The sequence below is a fragment of the Billgrantia aerodenitrificans genome, assembly GCF_021404405.1.
GTDB classification, from domain to species: domain Bacteria; phylum Pseudomonadota; class Gammaproteobacteria; order Pseudomonadales; family Halomonadaceae; genus Halomonas; species Halomonas aerodenitrificans.
On the sequence record NZ_JABFTV010000002.1, the window covers coordinates 78,835 to 95,765 of the forward strand.

The window sequence follows — 16,931 nt, forward strand, 5'->3', positions numbered from 1 at the left end:
CTAAATGAGAAGAGTAACAGCGCTCACCCGAGCAGCATCATCACCGCTCCATAAGCCGCCACGCCCGCGGCCACCGGCCAGCCCAGGGTACGCTTGTACCACCACACGGCCAGGGTCGCCAGAACGCCGATGGCGGTGGCCAGCCAGGAGATGGCATCGGGGGTCACCGGCATCAACGACACGCCGAACAGGGCGGCGATCATCAGCGGGCCGAGTAGGCTCAGCCATTGGGGCATGGCCTCGAGGCTGTCGTCGCTGGCTTGCCGCGCGAGGCGGCGCTGCATCCACAGCAGCGGCAGCAGGCGTATCAGCAGGGTGCCCGCCGCCGAGGCGAGCACGGCGATCCACAGGGCGTTACTCATGGCGCTCTCCTTGCGTGTCTTTTCTCTCCGCAGTGTGACCGAACTTGACGAGCTGGAAGCACAGCGCGCCGCAAACGGCGGCGAGGGGAATCGCCACGTTGGTCAGGCCCAGCAGCGTCAGCAGCAGGGCGCTGAAAATGGTCAGGCCCAGGGCCAGGCTCCAGCGGCGGGAGGTGAAGCGCGGCGCCACCAGCACCAGGAAGAGCGCGGGCAGGGCGAAGGGCAGGATCTCACCCATCAGGGCCCAGCGCGCGACCAGCTCGCCGCCGATCAGGGCGCCCAGCGCCGTGCCGCCGATCCAGCTCAACCAGGCCAGCAGGGCGGCGCCGGTGTACCAGCCGAGGCGCTGGGAGGCGGGCAGTTGCGGCAGGCGGGCGTGGGCCAGGGCGAAGATCTGGTCGGTGAGGCCGTGCATCAGCCAGGGCCACAGGCGGCTGGGTGTCAGCCAGGGGGCCAGGTTGGGGGCGTAGACCACATGGCGCAGGTTGATCAGCAGCGTCATGGCCACCACCAGCCATAGCGGCGCGCCGGCGGCCACCATGCCGACGAACAGGAACTGCGAGGCGCCGGCATAGATCAGCGTCGAGATCGCCACGGCTTCCCAGGCGCTGAAGCCGGCCTGGGTGGCGATCAGCCCGAAGGAGATGGCCACCGGCACATAGCCGCCGAGCAGCGGGACGGCCTCGCTCATGCCGGTCAACCAGGCACGGGTGGGCGAGGAGGTGGCTTGCAGGTTCATGAGCTCTGTTCCTCGTGATAGACGACGCTGAGCAGCAGCGTGGCCCAGCTGTCCCCGGTGCGGTAAAGGTGGGGGCCATCCGCAGCGAAGGTAAGGGACTCACCGGCCGAGAGCGTGCGGGTGTCGCCTTCCGGCCCGGTCTCCAGCGTACCGCTGATCAAGGTGAGCGTTTCACGGGCGCCGGGGGTATGGGGCTCGGCGCGTCGCAGGGTATGCGGCGCGCAGCGCATCCAGTAGGCGTCGACCTGAGGGTGGTCCTTGCCCTGGTCGAGCAGGCGAACCTCAACGCCGTCCTCGCCTAGTGGCACGGCGATAGGCGCCACCAGCGTGCCGAAGGGCACCTTCAGCTGCACCGCCAGACGCCAGATGGTGTCCAGGGTAGGATTGCCGTTGCCCTGCTCGAGACGAGACAGGTTCGACTTGGCGATGCCGGCGGCGGCGGCCAGCTGCGACAGTGACAAACCCTGCGCCTGACGCAGGGTCTGCAGATGTTGGCCTAGGGTGCCGAGGGAGAGCTTGTCCAAGCGGATGGCCTCAGATTGTTCCATTTAACGAACGTTCTATAAAAGGAACAGATGTCTGTCAACCTCATCGCGCAGCCAAGCCACAAAAAGTTGGCGCGGCTCATCCGAGCCGCGCCAAGTGTCACGTACTTCTCTTCGTACCTCTATTCGAACTTCTCGTACCTCTATTAGAACTTCAGGCCGTTGCCCATCCGGTCTGGTCCGTCAGCCTCGGCGCATCGCTCGCATCGCTCGCATGGCCGGCTGGCAGGGCCGCTGCGGTATCCTCCAGCTCATAAGCCCTGTCAGCCAGCTTGAACCTGGCGACGGCTTCGTCGAGACGTTGCGCTTCGGCCTGCAGCTGGCTGGCGGCCAGGCTGGCCTGCTGGACCAGGGCGGCGTTCTGCTGGGTGGTGTGATCCATGTCGCCGACCGCGGTGTTGACCTCGCCGATGCCGGTGCGCTGCTCGTTGGAGGCCACGGCGATCTCGTTCATCAGTTCGTTCACGCGCTGCACCGAGGCCATGATCGAGGCCATGCTGCTGCTGGCGCTGTCGGCCTGCTGGGTGCCGGCTTCGACCTGGCGCACGGAGGTCTCGATCAGCTGACGAATCTCGGTGGCGGCGTCGGCACTGCGGGTGGCGAGCTGGCGTACTTCGCTGGCCACCACGGCAAAGCCGCGGCCGTGCTCGCCGGCCCGGGCCGCTTCCACTGAGGCGTTGAGGGCCAGGATGTTGGTCTGGAAGGCGATGGAGTCAATCAGGCCGATGATCTCCGTGACCTGCTGGGAGCTGTCGCGGATCTCCTGCATCCGTGTGACCACGTTGGCCACTACCTCGCCCCCCTGTTGAGCCCGCTCGGCCGCTTCTCGGGCCATGTCGCTGGCCAGCGAGGCGTTTTCGCTGTTGCGCTCCATGGTCGAGGTCATCTCCTCCATGCTCGATGCGGTTTCGGTCAGCGAGGCGGACTGGCGCTCGGTGCGTGCCGCCAGGTCGCGGTTGCCGCTGGCGATCTCGCGTGAATTGGCGAGGATCTCCGCGCTGCTGTCGCGTACCGTGGCGACGGTGGACGAGAGGCCCTGCTGCATGGTGGCAAGCGCCGTGAAGAGCTTGCCGATCTCGTTCTTGCCGTGGGATTCGACCGGCGAAGAGAGATCGCCGCTGGCCATGCGCTGGAAGTGCTGGACGATTCGCTCCAGTGGACGGATCAGGTTGGCGCTCACCCCGCGGTAGACGATGCCGATCACCACCAGGGCGACGAGTAAGACGAAGACGATCACCCGCTGGGCGATCGTGACCACCGAGCCGAAGTTCTCCGCCCGCGCAGCCCCTTCGGCCTCCACACGATGGAAGAAGCCGACGGCGGCCTGATAGAAGCTGGCGTTCTCCGCGGCGGCCCGCTCGCGCAGCGCCTGGTAAGTGGCCAGATCGCCCCCGGCGAGCGCTTCGGCTTGCGGCCTCAGGCTGTTCTCCAGCAGGGCGTTGAAGCTGGCTTCGATGGGGCCCATCAGCTCCGCATGCTCGGCTCGTACCGGCAGTTCGAGAAAGAGCTCGAAGATGTCGGCCATCTCGTCGAGCTGTGCGTTGAGATGCTGGGCTTGGGCCTGGATATCGGCGTCATGGGCGGTATCGAAAGCGCCGCTGGAGCGCTCGAGCAGCCCTTCGTAAACCTCAGCCATGTCGATGCGGGTGCTCAGCAGCACCGAGTTGGCCCGGTTGAGCGCGGCCTGCTGGGTGACGTTCACCGCGCTGAAGGTATCGAAGCTGCGCTGGCTGTGGTTGACCGCATAGAGTCCCATGGCACTCAAGGCGATCAGCAGGGAGAGAAAGGCGAGCAGGACCAGCGTCCAGCTCATTTTGACGGAAAGGTGGCTCAGGCTTTTCACTTGTGGCTCCTGGCGGCCCCGGGGCAGGGCTCGAATTGCATCGCGATGAAACGAGACGCTCGGCCCGGGGCGGGCCGAGCCGGCCTCAGCTGCTGCTGGCGTTGCCAGCCGAGCCTTCCTGGCGATGGGAGCGAAGTGGGGCCTCCCGGTCCTGAGGGGTGCTGCAGTCGGTGTCCTCATCGGCGCGGGCCATGCGTTCGCGCTCGCGCTCCTCGTCGGCCAGGGTGACCCTGGGTAGCACGAGGTTGAGGGTGAAGGCGGTAATGGCCGCGACCACGATGGGGGCGCCGCCGATGGCGTTCTGTATCCAGTCGGGGAGCAGTGCGATCGCTTCGGGCACCTGGGCGATACCCAGGCTCAGGGCGAGCGCCAGGCCGACGATGGTCATGTTGCGGGCGGAGAGCTCGTCCTTGATCAGCAGCTTGATGCCGGTCATGGTGATCATGCCGAACACGATCACGGTGGCGCCGCCGAGTACCGGATAGGGAATGGTCGTCACCAGGGCGCCGAACTTGGGGCTGAACCCGGCCAGCAGCATGAAGCCGCCGGCAAGCGCCAGCACGAAGCGGCTGATCACGCGGGTCATCGCCACGATGCCGACGTTCTGGCTGAAGGTGGCGGTGGGCAGGGCGCCGAAGAAGGCGCTCAGGGTGGTGGTCAGGCCGTTGCCCAGCAGTCCGCCGGTGAGCTCGCGGGTTCTCAGCTCGCGGTTCATGCCGCCCACCGTGGTGGCCGAGAGGTCGCCGATGGTCTGCACGGAGTTGATCACGCAGATGATCACCATGGCGATGATCGCCGAGGTGTGGAACTCCAGCTCGAAGGGCATGAACTGCGGCACGGCCACCCAGCCGGCCTCGGCCACCGCCTCGAAGCTGACCATGCCCAGCAACAACGCCAGCGCGTAGCCCACCAGCATGCCGACGATGATGGCCGAGAGTTTCACCACGCCCCTGCCGAACTGCGAGGCGACCAGCACCGTGGTCAGGGTAACGAGCGCCACGAACCAGTTGAGCGGCTCGCCGAAGCCGGGGGCTTCCACGTTGCCGCTGCCGGCCATGTAGCGCACCGCAATGTCGTAGAGCGACAGCCCGATCACCAGCACCACGGTACCTGCCACCACCGGCGGGAACAGATGGCGGATGTACTGAATGAAGTAGCCCACCACCATCATGCTGATGCCGCCGATGAGCTGCGCGCCGAGAATGCCGGCGATGCCGAACTGGCCGCCCACGGCGACCAGTGTAGGCACGTAGGCGAAGCCGACGCCGAAGATGGCGGGCAGGCGGGCGCCGAACTTCCATACGCCGTAGAGCTGGAACAGCGTGCTGACGCCCGATGCCAGCACCGCAATCTGGATCAGCAGCAGGCGCTCTTCCACGCTGGCGCCCACCACCCCCGCCACGATGATGGGTGGGGTGATCACGCCGGCGATCATCGCCAGCACATGCTGAAGCGAGAGGGGCAGGGCCTTGCCTACGCTCGGCCTGCCATGAAAGTCAAAGATGGATGCGTTGACTTGCTTGGGCATGAGGACTTCCGATCGGTTCTTGGATTTGTATTACTTCATCTTCCTTGAGTGTCTACAGTAGCTCATTAAATTGTATACAGGAAATATTTTCCAGGTCTGGATAGGCCTCTTTCCCCTGCGACTCGATCCTGCCCTCGACCGGCAACGCTGGTAGTATGTTGGCGGCGTGCCGATGAGGGCCGCCGCTTCTCTAAGGTCGCTGAGACTGAGCCGCAAGGTCGCTGACGATTGCGCATCGCCGGGCCGAGGAGGTGGCGGGACAGGGGCTGATGGCGTATCTGGATTGGGCATGAAATGAGCATCGAAAAACTCAAGACGAAGACCGACGACCTGTCGCTCGAGCTGGCGCGCGCGATCGCGGAACTGGTGCCGGACGTGCTCACGGAGACCCGGGATGGGGATGGCCGCCTTCAGCAGACGATCGACTTTTCCCTGCTGCGTCAGGCGCTGGGCGAGCGTCTCGTCGAAGAGTCGCAGGAGCGCTATCAGCTCGACTGGCCGGGCAAGCGGGCCGCGCTGCGCGAAGCGAACGCCCCGATCCGCATGGCGCTGCGCCCTGCTGAGCGCGAAAGCGTCGACTTCGCCCACACCCGCAATCTGTTCATCGAGGGCGACAACCTCGACGCCCTGAAGCTGATCCGCGAGAGCTATCTGGGCAAGGTCGACGTCATCTACATCGACCCGCCCTACAACACCGGCAGCGACCTGATCTACAACGACCGCTTCATCACGGCCAAGGACGAGTACCTGGTGAGAAGCGGTCAGGTGGACGAGGCGGGCGGCAAGCTGGTCGCTAACCTGCAGAGCAACGGTCGCTTTCACTCCGACTGGCTGTCGATGATGTACCCGCGGCTGCGCCTGGCGCGCCAGCTGCTCGCCGAGAGCGGCATCCTCTTCATCTCCATTGACGACAACGAGCGGGCCAACCTCGAGAAGCTGTGCGAGGAGATCTTCGGCGGCGGCAACTTCCTCGGCTGCTTCGTCTGGAAGCGCCGCAGCGGTGCCATGGACGCCGTCACCAATCTGAGTGAAGACCACGAGTACGTGCTGGTGTACGCCAAGGCGAAGGCGACACTGAAGGGCGTGGAGCGCACCTTCGAGAAGTACGCCAACCCCGACGACGACCCGCGGGGGCCGTGGATCTCGGACAACCTGAGCGCCGGCAAGCCGGGCGGCGACACCCATTACGCCATTCGTGACCCCGCCACCGGCAATGAGTTCTGGCCGCCCAAGGGGCGCTACTGGCCCTACAGCCGCACGACCATGGCCCAGAAGATCGCCGAAGGCCGCGTGATCTTCCCCAAGCAGGCCACCGGCACCCCCATGCTGAAGCGGTTCGCCGCGGAGGCGATGAAGCCGACCATTCCGGTCTCCTCGTGGATCGAGCGGCCCGGTGCCGGCAACGGCCAGAGCACTCTGGTCTCGCCGATGAACAGCGCCGCCACCCGGGCGCTCAAGGAGCTGCTGGGCGAGAAGCTGTTCTCGTTCCCAAAGCCGGTGGATCTGATCAAGGCCCTGATCGAGCAGGGTGGTTCCCGCGATGCTCTGGTGCTGGACTTCTTCGCCGGCTCCGCCACCACCGCCCAGGCGGTGATGGAGTGCAACGCCAGCGACGGCGGCAACCGCCGTTACATCCTGGTGCAGCTGCCGGAGGCGCTCGACGAGCGCTCCGAGGCGGCCAAGCGCGGCTTTCACACCATCGCCGAGCTGTCCCGGGAGCGCATACGGCGAGCGGCGGCCAAGGTGCTGGAAGGGCAGTGCCATGACGAGTGGCGCCGCGACGTGGGCTTTCGCGTGCTGAAGGTGGACAGCACCAACATGAAGGAGCTGCGGCAACGCCCGGAGGCGCTCGCCCAGGGCGACCTGCTCGATGCCGTGGACAGCGTCAAACCCGGCCGCAGCGCCGAAGACCTGCTGTTCCAGGTACTGGTGGACTGGGGGCTGGACCTGACGCTGCCCATCGCCAGAGCGCAGGTGCAGGGCAAGACGGTGTACCGCGTCGCGGACGATGCGCTGCTGGCCTGCTTCGATCTGGAGATAACGGAAGCCCTGATCGAGGAGCTGGCGGGTTACAAGCCGCGCCGGCTGGTACTGCGCGACAGCGCCTTCGACTCCGACGCCACGCGCATCAACGTGGAGCAGCAGCTGCGCCAGCTCTCGCCCGTCACGGAGCTGAGGGTGCTCTGATGCCCGTCGTGACCGACATCCGCTACGACGCCGAGGTCGAGCGATACCGCATCTTCGTCGACGGTGCCTACTGCACCAGCGTCAGGCAGCGCACCTTTCCCGCGCTGGGTATCGAGCTGGGTCAGCGGATCGATTGCGACGAAATCAAGCGTCGGGAGGCGTTTCACTGGAAGCACGCCTACGGCGAAGCGGCCTGGAAGAAGGAGAAGGTGCGCATCGCGCGGGTGAAGGCGATCATCGAGGCGCGCTTCTCGGGCCTCGAGGTGCTGGTGGAAGGCTTCGGCGCCGACTCCAACGACTTCATTCCCGAGCACCCGAAGGAGCCGGGCAAACCCGATCTGAGCATTCGCGGCAGGCAGTCGGGGCAGATCTACTGCGCCCTGGAAGTGTCGGGCACCGAGGTGAGAAGAGGGACGGACTACTGGGTCAGGCCCGACAAGCTGAGCTATGCCCAGAACCACCCCGAACAGCACGTCTGGATCTGCCTGCACTACACCCGCCCCAGCGAAAAGCTGGTGTTCATCCGGCCCGATCCGAGTCAGTGCTACCAGCCCGTGCCGGTGCAAGTGGGCAAGGCCATCGAACATTACGTGCTGTTCGACGACGACTCCCGCGAGACCGGAAGCCTGGAAGATTTCTACGCTTTCCTTCTCTCACAGCGACCCGAGCACCTCCTGGCGAGCCGACATGAAGATCCGATTTAAAGTTCAGCCCTATCAGACCAGCGCCGTCGAGTCCGTGGTCGACTGCTTCGCCGGGCAGCCCAGGGCCGATGAGCGGTCGCCCGGCTTCGAGCTGGGGCGCGAAGCTCGGTCACCGGCCTTCGACGAGGTCGTCGCCAATGCCGACTTCGCCATCGACGAGGCGCGCATTCTGACGAACGTGCAAGCGGTGGCGCAGCGCCAGAACCTGCCCGCGCCGTCGTCGCTCACCGATTTCACCACCCTGGATGCCAAGGGCGAGCTCGTCCCCGTCAAGCCGGCCTACCGGCGCGATGCCCTGGCAGCCACCGGCGTACACCTCGATGTCGAGATGGAAACCGGCACCGGCAAGACCTACTGCTACATCAAGACCATATTCGAGCTGAACAAGCACTACGGCTGGTCCAAGTTCATCGTCATGGTCCCCACCATCGCCATCCGTGAAGGGGTGGCCAAGTCGCTGGAAATGACAGCCGAGCACTTTGCCGAAAGCTACGGCAAGAAGGCGCGCTGCTTCGTCTACAACTCGAAGCTGCTGCACGAGCTGGAGAGCTTCTCGTCGGATGCCGGCATCAACGTCATGGTCATGAACATTCAGGCGTTCAATGCGCGGGGCAAGGACAACCGCCGCATCTACGACGAGCTGGACGACTTCCAGTCGCGCAAGCCCATCGACGTGATCGCCGCCAACCGGCCAATCCTGATTCTCGACGAGCCGCAGAAGATGGAAGGGGCGGCTACCCTGGAGGCGCTGCCGCAGTTCAAGCCGCTGATGATTTTGCGCTATTCGGCCACTCACCGAACCCGCCACAACCGGGTTTTCCGTCTCGATGCGCTCGATGCCTACCAGCAGAAGCTGGTCAAGAAGATCGCCGTGCGCGGCATTCAGACCCGTGGCTTGGCGGGCACCCACGCCTATCTCTATCTCGAGGGCATCGAGATCTCCAAATCGGCCCCGGTGGCACGTATCGAGCTGGAGGTGCTCCAGGAATCGGGCGCCATCGTGCGCAAGCTACGGCGACTGGCGCTGGGTGACGATCTGTTCACGGCCTCTGGGCAGCTCGAACAGTATCGCGACGGCTTCACCATCAGCGAGATCGACTGTTATCGCGACACGGTCGAGTTCACCAACGGCCTGGTGGTGAAGGCCGGTGAGGCGCGGGGAGACGTCGCCGAGAGCGACATCCGCCGCATCCAGATTCGCGAGACCATCAAGGCGCACCTGGACAAGGAGAAGCAGCTCTTCGCCCAGGGCATCAAGGTTCTCTCGCTGTTCTTCATCGACGAGGTGGTGAAGTACCGCGACTACGCCCGGGCCGACGAAAAGGGCGAGTACGCACGCATCTTCGAAGAGGAGTATGCGCAGCTAAAGGACGAATATCTCGCCGAGCTGGCCTTGGACGACACGGCCTATCGCAACACGGCCTATCGCCACTACCTGGCAGGCGTCGAGGTCGCCGCCACTCATAGCGGCTACTTCGCCATCGACAGGAAAACCCGCCGCCTGAAAGACCCCACCGTCGGGGCGCGCAGCGTCGAATCCGACGACGTGGAGGCCTACGACCTGATCCTCAAGGACAAGGAGCGCCTGCTGTCGCTGGCCGAGCCCACGCGGTTCATCTTCTCTCATTCGGCGCTGCGGGAGGGGTGGGACAACCCCAACGTCTTCGTCATGTGCATGCTCAAGCACAGCGACAACAGCATCTCACGCCGTCAGGAAGTCGGCCGCGGGCTGCGCCTCTGCGTCGACCAGCAGGGCGAGCGGATCGACGCGCCGTCGGTTGTGCACGATATCAATGTGCTTACAGTGGTCGCCAGCGAGAGCTACCAGGATTTCGTCGCGGGGCTGCAGCAGGAGATCGTCGATACCCTCACGGGGCGTCCCGGTGAGTTCGTCGAGGCGCAGCTGCCCAGGGTGGAGGATGGGCGCAAGCCGAAGACCAATCCGCTCAACGCCAACTTCGACACGGCGGAATTCCAGGCGCTGTGGCAACGCATCGGTCGCCAGGCGGTCTATCGCGTCGAGTTCGATTCCGACGCCCTGGTTCGACAGTGCGCCGAGGCCCTCGACCGCCAGCTGCGGGTCACTCCCTTGCAGTACGGCGTGCGGCGAGGCGTCCAGCGGGACGACGTGACCGACGAAGCACTGCGCCAAGGGGAGGGCTTCTCGCTGGAGGAGAATGCGATGGAGAGTACGATGGAGAGTGCGACGGAGTGGGCGCAGGTCGCACCCTCTCAAGTCAGCTACGACCTGCTCGGCAGGCTGGCCGAGCGTGCTCGGCTCACCCGCCGAACCGTGGCCACCATCCTGCAGCGGATTGCACCTGCCGTCTTCGAGCAGTACCGCCTCAATCCCGAGCACTTCATCGCCGAGGCGGCGCGCCTGATTCACGAGCGGAAGGCGGCGATGGCGGTGCGGCACCTCACCTACACCGCTGTGAGTGAGCGCTATGACACAGGGCTCTTCGCCGCCGCCCAGAGCGGGCAGGATTTCTCCCGTGCCACGCCCCGGCTGACCAAGCACGTCTTCGACTACGCCATCGTCGATTCCGAGGTGGAGCGGCAGTTCGTCCAGGCGCTGGAGGCCAGTGCGGAGGTGGCAGTCTACGTCAAGCTTCCGCGGGGCTACCGCATTCCCACCCCGGTGGGTGACTACAGCCCCGACTGGGCGATCTGTTTCCGGGAAGGCAGCGGTACCCATCGCCATGTCGTGGTCGAAACCAAGGGCAGCCCGTCGCTGACGGCGCTGCGTGAAATCGAGCGGGCAAAGGTCGAGTGCGCACGGAAGTTCTTCGACGCCATCGGCAGCGACAGCGGCGATGGCGAGCTCAGCTATCTGGTGGTGTCGGACTTCGATGAATTGACGGATGCGTTGAAGCAGCTTGAGCGGGCGTAAAGCCGTCTCCTGAAGGAACTGTCGAAAAAAACCGGCCGGCATGGCAGCCGACCGGTTTCCTGACGTCTAGCGGCGCGCTCAACCAGCCTTTCTGTTGACGTTCTGCTTGGCCAGCTTGCTCAGCTTTTCGTCGGTCGATTTCTCTTCCTTGAGCGTCTCGGCCAGGATCTCCTTGGCTTTGGTATGGCCCAGTTGCTCGGCCAGTTCGCACAGGGTGCCATAGGCGGCAATCTCGAAGTGCTCCACCTTCTGCGCCGCGGCGATCAGGCCTGCATCGCGCACGGGCCCCTTCTCCGTGGAGTCGATCAGCTCCTCCCCTTCCTGGATCAGGCTCTCCATGGCATGGCTCTTGAGGCGCTTGATGCGGATATCGGGGATGGAGTCGGCGGCCTGTTCGAGGCGCTCCAACTGACCCTGCGTCTCCTCTAGATGGTGCTGAAAGGCCTCGACCAGCTTCTGGTCGTCGGCGGCGCGGGCCATTTTCGGCAGCGCGCGGGTCATCTGCTTCTCGGCGCTGTTGGTTTCCGAAAGCAGGCGCGTGAACAGTTCCTGTGCATCCTTGATCATCATGAGGCTCCTCCTCTGGATCGTTTCCGTGGCCGTCTTCCTTCACGGCCTTTCTAACGTAGCAGGTACGCAGACAAGGCTTTATGTCCATTCGGCGACATTATGTGAAGGTATGCAAAGCGGTGAGACCAAGGATCGAATTGACCTGCCGTGAGTAGAACCGTTAGCGCTGCTACCTCAAGGCTTCTATAACTGAGTGCAGAGTTCGCGTGCCTACGAAAGGAGTCGTTATGGATGCCATATGGACGCTGGGAAGCCGCAGCGTGGCCGAACACCCGCCGCTTACTGGCGACGTCGAGGTGGATGTCGTCATCGTCGGGGCCGGCATCACCGGGCTGACAACGGCCCAGGCGCTGATCGAAGCTGGCCTGCGTGTCATGGTGCTGGAGGCGGGCAGAGTGGGCTCCGGCGTGACCGGCGGTTCCACCGGTAACCTCTACGCCACGCTGGCTTCCGGACAGGCCGCGCTGCGGCGCAAGTGGGGCGATCAGGTCTCGGCCGACGTGGTGCAGGCCCGCGCGGAGGCGCTCGATCACATCGAGTCGCTGGTTAAGCGCTACGCCATCGACTGCCAGTTCCAACGCCAGCCGGCCTACCGGCTGCTGACCGAGGATCGCCAACATGCCCAGCACAACCTGAACGATGAACTCGATGCACTGGTGAGCGCCGGGCTGGATGCCGAAATGAGCGACGGCCCCGGGCTGCCTTTCGACAGCTGGGGGCTGCGCATCGCCAACCAGGCCCAGCTCAATCCGCTGCACTATCTTCAGGGGCTGGCCAATCACCTGATCGGCGAAGGCGCGTTGATTCATCAGCATAGCCCAGTGCGGGAGATCGATGCCGGCAAGGGCACGGTCAAGACCGATACCGCCACCATCACCGCCAAGGACATCGTCCAGGCCACCCACACCCCCAAGGGTATCAGCCTGGTTCAGGCCGGCATGCTGGTATCCCGCGAATATGCGGTATGCGCCAAGCTGAGAAGCGGTGACTATCCCGAAGGCATCGTCTGGGTGCTCGACCCGTTTCACTCGCTGCGCAGCTATCGCCATGGCGACGACCACTACCTCGTGGTGATCGGCGAGAAGCACAAGACCGGCGAGCATCATGGCGATCACTACCAGCTGCTGCGCGAATATCTCGAAAGCCGGTTCGATATCGAGGCCTTCACCCACCAGTGGTCGGCCCAGCAGTACGGCTCGCCCGATGGGTTGCCCTACATCGGCCGCATGCACGGCAGCGACAATCTCTACATGGCCACCGGCTTCGGCGCCGACGGCCTGATCTGGGGCACGCTGGCGGGCAGGATCATCGCCGATCGGATCCAGGGCAACGACAACCCCTGGCAGGCCCGCTTCGGCGCGCGTCGCATCACGCCGGGCAAATCGGTGCTGCAGTACGCCAAGGAGAACGTCACCGTCACCAAGCACATGCTCAAGGATTACCTGGGCACCGAGAAGCTGGCCGATTTCAGCGAGGTCAAGGCGGGAGAAGGGCGGGTAGCGACCGTCGATGGAGAGAAGCTCGCCATCCACCGCAGTACGACCGGCGAGCTCAAGGTGCTCTCGGCGATCTGTCCGCACATGAAGTGCATCGTGCATTGGAATGCCGCCGAGGCCACCTGGGATTGCCCCTGTCACGGCAGCCGCTTCGATACCGACGGTGAAGTGATCGAAGGGCCGGCCTTCAGGCCGCTGGAGACAGTACAAGAGCGGCGCTGAGCTTTCGACAAGTCTCCGCCCAATGCAGCGTCCCGCTCATCGCAGTGGAGCAGGCAGCAGGGCTTCACGTCGCTCGACCGGGGTGCGCAGCCACATGGTCAGCAGGGCCACGGCCAGCAGCACCTCGGCCAGGTCGCCGCCGTAATACATCATCTGGGCGGCGGCCTGGATCTCGGCCACGCTGTGGTCGGTGCCACGTGGCCAGTGATAGCCGTACATCAGCTTGCCGAGCAGCGCATGGGTGGCCATGGAGAGAAACAGCACCCCCAGGCGAAAGCGCAGGCTCAGTCGGTGGGGCGAGGCGTCGGGCCCCGCCAGGATGGCCCAGCAGAACAGGTAACCCGCCACCAGGAAGTGCAGATGAACCCAATGATGCAGCAGCTCGCTGTGCAGCGAGAGGGCATACAGCGGGGTCAGGTAGAGCAGGTACATGCCGCCGATGTTGAGCAGCAGGGCGCTCAGCGGATGCGATACGACGCGTACCGGGAAGCTCCTGAGCAACGCAGCGACACGGCGCGACGCCGCCTGAGGCAGTGAGCGCAGCAGCAGTGTCACGGGAGCAGCCAGGACCCAGGCCAGCGGTGCCAGCATGCCCATCACCAGATGTAGTGCCATGTGACCGTTCAGGTCGTGGTGCGCCCAGGCCATCACGGGCGGCGCCATCGCCTGGGCGAGCAGTACGCTGCCCATCAGGAAGAAGGCGCTGCGCCAGCGGCTCCAGTCGTTGCCTCGACGGCGCTGCCGCCTGGCGGCCAGCAGGTAGGCCAGGGTGATCAGGCCAACCAGGGCGAGAGGCAGCCATGCCAGCAGCGAGATCTCGTCGGTGTGCGCATGCATGGCTCAGCGGTCCAGCCGTCTGGCGCGTCGATAGAGCCACACGCCCACCAGCAGCAGCGCCAGGGCGGAGAGATTCCAGATCAGGTCGTAATAGAACAGATCGACCCCGTAGCGGATCTGATGGATGCGCAGCAGCTTGTGGCTGACGATACCGTCAAAGAGCTGAAAGCCGCCCATGCCGAGGAAAAAGCCGGTCCAGGCCCAGTGCGTCGCCAGTCTGCGCCGCTGTGCCAGGTCGATCAGCAGAAACGCCCCAATCACGATGGCGAGCAGTTCCGCTGCATGCAGCAGGCCATCGGAGACGATGCCGATAGTCGGCGTGGCGTGGTCTAAGAAGTGGTGCCACTGCAGCAACTGGTGAAAGACGATTTCGTCGATGCCGGCCATGACGCCGGCGCCGACCAGTACGGCGGACCAGAGCGAGCGGCGAGCGCCCCTCTCCTTGGGCGAGTGGAAAGACGGAGTCGTCATGGGCATCCTTGCGCGTGATGGCTCCTCTCAAGGTAGGCCAGCCCGGTCGTGGTGCAAGCCGGCAGTAGTGTTCACGGCAGACTTCGCTGCCTGGGAAAGTTGGTGTAACTCATCAGTATGGTTAAGCTGCATCATGTTTCATTGTCGGCAGCCGTGAGGCTCGCCGCCCCAATACGCTTTGCACAGGAAGCCACCCATGCTCGTGATGATTCTTGGCCTCGTGATATTTCTCGGTGCCCACTCCGTTCGTATCTTCGCCGAGGACTGGCGCAGCGAGCAGATACGCCGCCTGGGGGAGATGCGCTGGAAAGCGCTGTTTTCGGTGGTCTCCATTGCTGGTCTGGCACTGGCGATCTGGGGCTTCGGGCGCATGCGTATCGACCCCATCTGGGTATGGTTCCCGCCGGTGGGCCTACGTCATGCCGTAGCGCTGCTGATGATCCCCGCCTTTATTCTGCTGGTGGCGGCCTATGTACCCAACAACCACATCAAGGCCAAGCTGGGGCACCCCATGGTGTTGGCGGTGAAGGTGTGGGCCTTGTCTCACCTGCTGGCGAACGGTCGTCTGGGCGACATCATCTTCTTCGGCGCCTTCCTGCTGTGGGCGGTGCTCGACTTCCGTGCCGCCAGGCGCCGTCAGCCGGCGCCCGTGGTGACGCCGCGCCCGGTCGGCACGGCCATTACCGTCGTCGGTGGGTTGATCGCGTATTACCTGTTCGCCTTCCACCTGCACGTTTGGGTGACCGGCGTGCCGGTGATGTAGCGAATCGCCCACTGGGGCCGACCTCAGGGAGCGAGGTCGAGCAATGCCTTGTCGCCTTCCATGTCGAAAGGGGCGGAAAAATGTTCGTGCACCACCTTCCACTCGCCCTCGATGCGCCGGTAGCCGCTGGTCAAGCGTAGCCATCCCGCCTGGGTTTCGCCCTTGGCATCGGTGCCGCCGCAGCGTTGCAGAGCGTGGCAGAAGGCCACCTGGTGATCGGCATGGATCGTCACCTCGTGCAGTTCGAGAACCATCGGCCCCGGGAACATCTCCACGCACGTTTGCCAGTGGTCGCGGTAGGCCGCCACCCCCTTGAATTGCAGCTTCATCGCCGCATCGAAGGCGACGATGTCCGGGGCATAGTGAGCGACGATGGCGTCGACATCCTGGGCGCGCACTGCGGCCGCCCAGCTTTCCAGCTGTTCCAGTACCGCCGCCTCGGCGGATAGGCTGGCATGAGTCGTCATGGGGTCTCTCCTCGGTTCGCCTGGATCAATTCTCAGTCTGGCACTTTCCTGTCGTTCGGATGGCGCTGAAATCGACTCACGGCTGACGGGAGGCGATCCTGCTCCAGGCGATCTTGGCTATCTTGATCTGTGTCAAGGGGTGTAGGCCCCTCGTGACGGATAGTTCCAGTAAGGAATCTCTCTTCGTCAACGACCAGATGACATGAGGACGCCACGCCATGCCTGCCATGATGAAAGCCGCCATTTTCGTCGAGCCCGGCCGCATCGAGATCGACGACAAGCCGATACCCGACATCGGCCCCAACGACGCCCTGATCCGCGTCACCACCACCACGATCTGCGGTACCGACGTGCACATCCTCAAGGGCGAGTACCCGGTCGAGCGCGGGCTCACCATCGGGCATGAGCCGGTCGGCGTGATCGAGAAGCTGGGCGCCAACGTACGCGGTTACCAGGAGGGGCAGCGGGTCATCGCCGGTGCCATCTGCCCCAGCTTCACCTCCTATGCCTGCCAGGACGGCTGCTGCGCCCAAGACGGCGGCCACCATGCTCACGGCTACAAGCCGATGGGCGGCTGGCGCTTCGGTAACACCATCGACGGCGCCCAGGCGGAGTACCTGCTGGTGCCGGATGCCCAGGCCAACCTCGCCCCGGTGCCCGATGGACTGACCGACGAGCAAGTGCTGATGTGTCCCGACATCATGTCGACCGGCTTTGCCGGTGCCGAATCCGCGGGCATCAAGATCGGCGACAGCGTGGCGGTGTTCGCCCAGGGGCCCATCGGTCTGTGCGCCACGGCCGGTGCCAGGCTGCGCGGTGCCGGGCTGATCATCGTCGTGGATGGGGTCGATGAGCGCTTGGCCATGGCGCGGCAGATGGGCGCGGACGTGACCCTGGACTTCCGTAAGGTCGACGTGGTCGAGGAGATTCTGCGCATCACCGGCGGACGTGGCGTGGACGCTTCCATCGAGGCGCTGGGGCTGCAATCCACCTTCGAAGCTGCGCTCCGGGTCGTCAAGCCGGGCGGTACCCTATCGAGCCTGGGCGTCTATTCGAGCGATCTCACCATTCCGTTGGGCGCCTTCTGTGCCGGCCTGGGAGACCACAAGATCGTCACCTCGCTCTGCCCCGGCGGCAAGGAGCGCATGCGGCGGCTGATGCAGGTGATCGAAACCGGGCGTATCGACCTCGGCCCCATGGTCACGCACCGCTATGCGCTGGAGGATATCGTCGAGGCCTACGACCTCTTCTCGCATCAGCGCGATGGCGTCTTGAAGGTGGCGATACAAGCAAGCTGAATAGCG

Annotated in this window: 15 protein-coding genes; 6 read left to right on the top strand and 9 right to left on the bottom strand. The window is 64.7% G+C overall.

Annotated elements, in window-relative coordinates; translation table 11 throughout:
• Positions 1 to 23 precede the first annotated feature (23 nt).
• The 5 genes from HOP59_RS03690 to HOP59_RS03710 all read right to left on the bottom strand — a co-directional run bounded on the left by HOP59_RS03690 (position 24) and on the right by HOP59_RS03710 (position 5,017).
• A complete protein-coding gene (locus HOP59_RS03690) occupies positions 24 to 362 on the bottom strand; it encodes an AzlD domain-containing protein (protein WP_010629535.1) in 339 nt (112 codons plus the stop codon).
• Positions 355 to 1,101 carry an AzlC family ABC transporter permease gene (locus HOP59_RS03695; RefSeq protein ID WP_234252859.1) on the bottom strand — a complete coding sequence of 249 codons (747 nt, stop codon included), beginning with the start codon at positions 1,099 to 1,101 and terminating at the stop codon, positions 355 to 357. The genes HOP59_RS03690 and HOP59_RS03695 overlap by 8 nt, the downstream gene beginning before the upstream one ends.
• The gene (locus HOP59_RS03700) at positions 1,098 to 1,625 is read right to left on the bottom strand and encodes a helix-turn-helix domain-containing protein (RefSeq protein WP_234253194.1); all 528 of its coding nucleotides are present in this window, start codon (positions 1,623 to 1,625) and stop codon (positions 1,098 to 1,100) included. Before HOP59_RS03700 ends, HOP59_RS03695 begins: the two co-directional genes overlap by 4 nt.
• Before the next feature lie 175 nt (positions 1,626 to 1,800).
• Positions 1,801 to 3,489, bottom strand: coding sequence for a methyl-accepting chemotaxis protein (locus HOP59_RS03705; protein ID WP_234252860.1), 1,689 nt, complete (start codon positions 3,487 to 3,489; stop codon positions 1,801 to 1,803).
• Positions 3,490 to 3,574: 85 nt separating this feature from the next.
• The gene (locus tag HOP59_RS03710) at positions 3,575 to 5,017 is read right to left on the bottom strand and encodes a uracil-xanthine permease family protein (protein WP_234252861.1); all 1,443 of its coding nucleotides are present in this window, start codon (positions 5,015 to 5,017) and stop codon (positions 3,575 to 3,577) included.
• A 294-nt stretch (positions 5,018 to 5,311) separates the two neighbouring features.
• Between HOP59_RS03710 and HOP59_RS03715 the strand changes: the two genes are divergently transcribed.
• The 3 genes from HOP59_RS03715 to HOP59_RS03725 are packed head-to-tail and all read left to right on the top strand — an operon-like array spanning position 5,312 to position 10,801.
• Positions 5,312 to 7,204, top strand: coding sequence for a site-specific DNA-methyltransferase (locus HOP59_RS03715; RefSeq protein ID WP_234252862.1), 1,893 nt, complete (start codon positions 5,312 to 5,314; stop codon positions 7,202 to 7,204).
• Entirely contained in the window at positions 7,204 to 7,908 is a 705-nt protein-coding gene (locus HOP59_RS03720; RefSeq protein WP_234252863.1) for a hypothetical protein, read from the top strand. Before HOP59_RS03715 ends, HOP59_RS03720 begins: the two co-directional genes overlap by 1 nt.
• The gene (locus HOP59_RS03725; protein ID WP_234252864.1) at positions 7,892 to 10,801 is read left to right on the top strand and encodes a type III restriction-modification system endonuclease; all 2,910 of its coding nucleotides are present in this window, start codon (positions 7,892 to 7,894) and stop codon (positions 10,799 to 10,801) included. The genes HOP59_RS03720 and HOP59_RS03725 overlap by 17 nt, the downstream gene beginning before the upstream one ends.
• A 78-nt stretch (positions 10,802 to 10,879) precedes the next feature.
• Here the strand turns inward: HOP59_RS03725 and HOP59_RS03730 are convergent, their stop codons facing one another.
• A complete protein-coding gene (locus HOP59_RS03730; protein ID WP_234252865.1) occupies positions 10,880 to 11,371 on the bottom strand; it encodes a YciE/YciF ferroxidase family protein in 492 nt (163 codons plus the stop codon).
• 227 nt (positions 11,372 to 11,598) lie between these two features.
• Between HOP59_RS03730 and HOP59_RS03735 the strand changes: the two genes are divergently transcribed.
• Positions 11,599 to 13,089, top strand: a complete 1,491-nt coding sequence (locus HOP59_RS03735) for an FAD-dependent oxidoreductase (protein ID WP_234252866.1) — start codon at positions 11,599 to 11,601, stop codon at positions 13,087 to 13,089.
• A 36-nt stretch (positions 13,090 to 13,125) separates the two neighbouring features.
• Here the strand turns inward: HOP59_RS03735 and HOP59_RS03740 are convergent, their stop codons facing one another.
• Positions 13,126 to 13,926, bottom strand: coding sequence for a cytochrome c oxidase assembly protein (locus HOP59_RS03740; RefSeq protein ID WP_234252867.1), 801 nt, complete (start codon positions 13,924 to 13,926; stop codon positions 13,126 to 13,128).
• Positions 13,927 to 13,929: 3 nt separating this feature from the next.
• A complete protein-coding gene (locus HOP59_RS03745) occupies positions 13,930 to 14,397 on the bottom strand; it encodes a DUF2243 domain-containing protein (protein ID WP_234252868.1) in 468 nt (155 codons plus the stop codon).
• A gap of 196 nt (positions 14,398 to 14,593) precedes the next feature.
• On the opposite strand from HOP59_RS03745, the gene HOP59_RS03750 reads away from it, so the two are divergent.
• Positions 14,594 to 15,160 carry an NnrU family protein gene (locus HOP59_RS03750; RefSeq protein ID WP_234252869.1) on the top strand — a complete coding sequence of 189 codons (567 nt, stop codon included), beginning with the start codon at positions 14,594 to 14,596 and terminating at the stop codon, positions 15,158 to 15,160.
• A gap of 23 nt (positions 15,161 to 15,183) precedes the next feature.
• On the opposite strand, the gene HOP59_RS03755 is transcribed toward HOP59_RS03750, so the two are convergent.
• Positions 15,184 to 15,627 (bottom strand): YybH family protein, encoded by a 444-nt coding sequence (locus HOP59_RS03755; protein WP_010629524.1) that lies wholly within the window; start codon positions 15,625 to 15,627, stop codon positions 15,184 to 15,186.
• Between the two features lie 218 nt (positions 15,628 to 15,845).
• Between HOP59_RS03755 and HOP59_RS03760 the strand changes: the two genes are divergently transcribed.
• Positions 15,846 to 16,925, top strand: coding sequence for an NAD(P)-dependent alcohol dehydrogenase (locus HOP59_RS03760; RefSeq protein WP_010629523.1), 1,080 nt, complete (start codon positions 15,846 to 15,848; stop codon positions 16,923 to 16,925).
• Positions 16,926 to 16,931 lie beyond the last annotated feature (6 nt).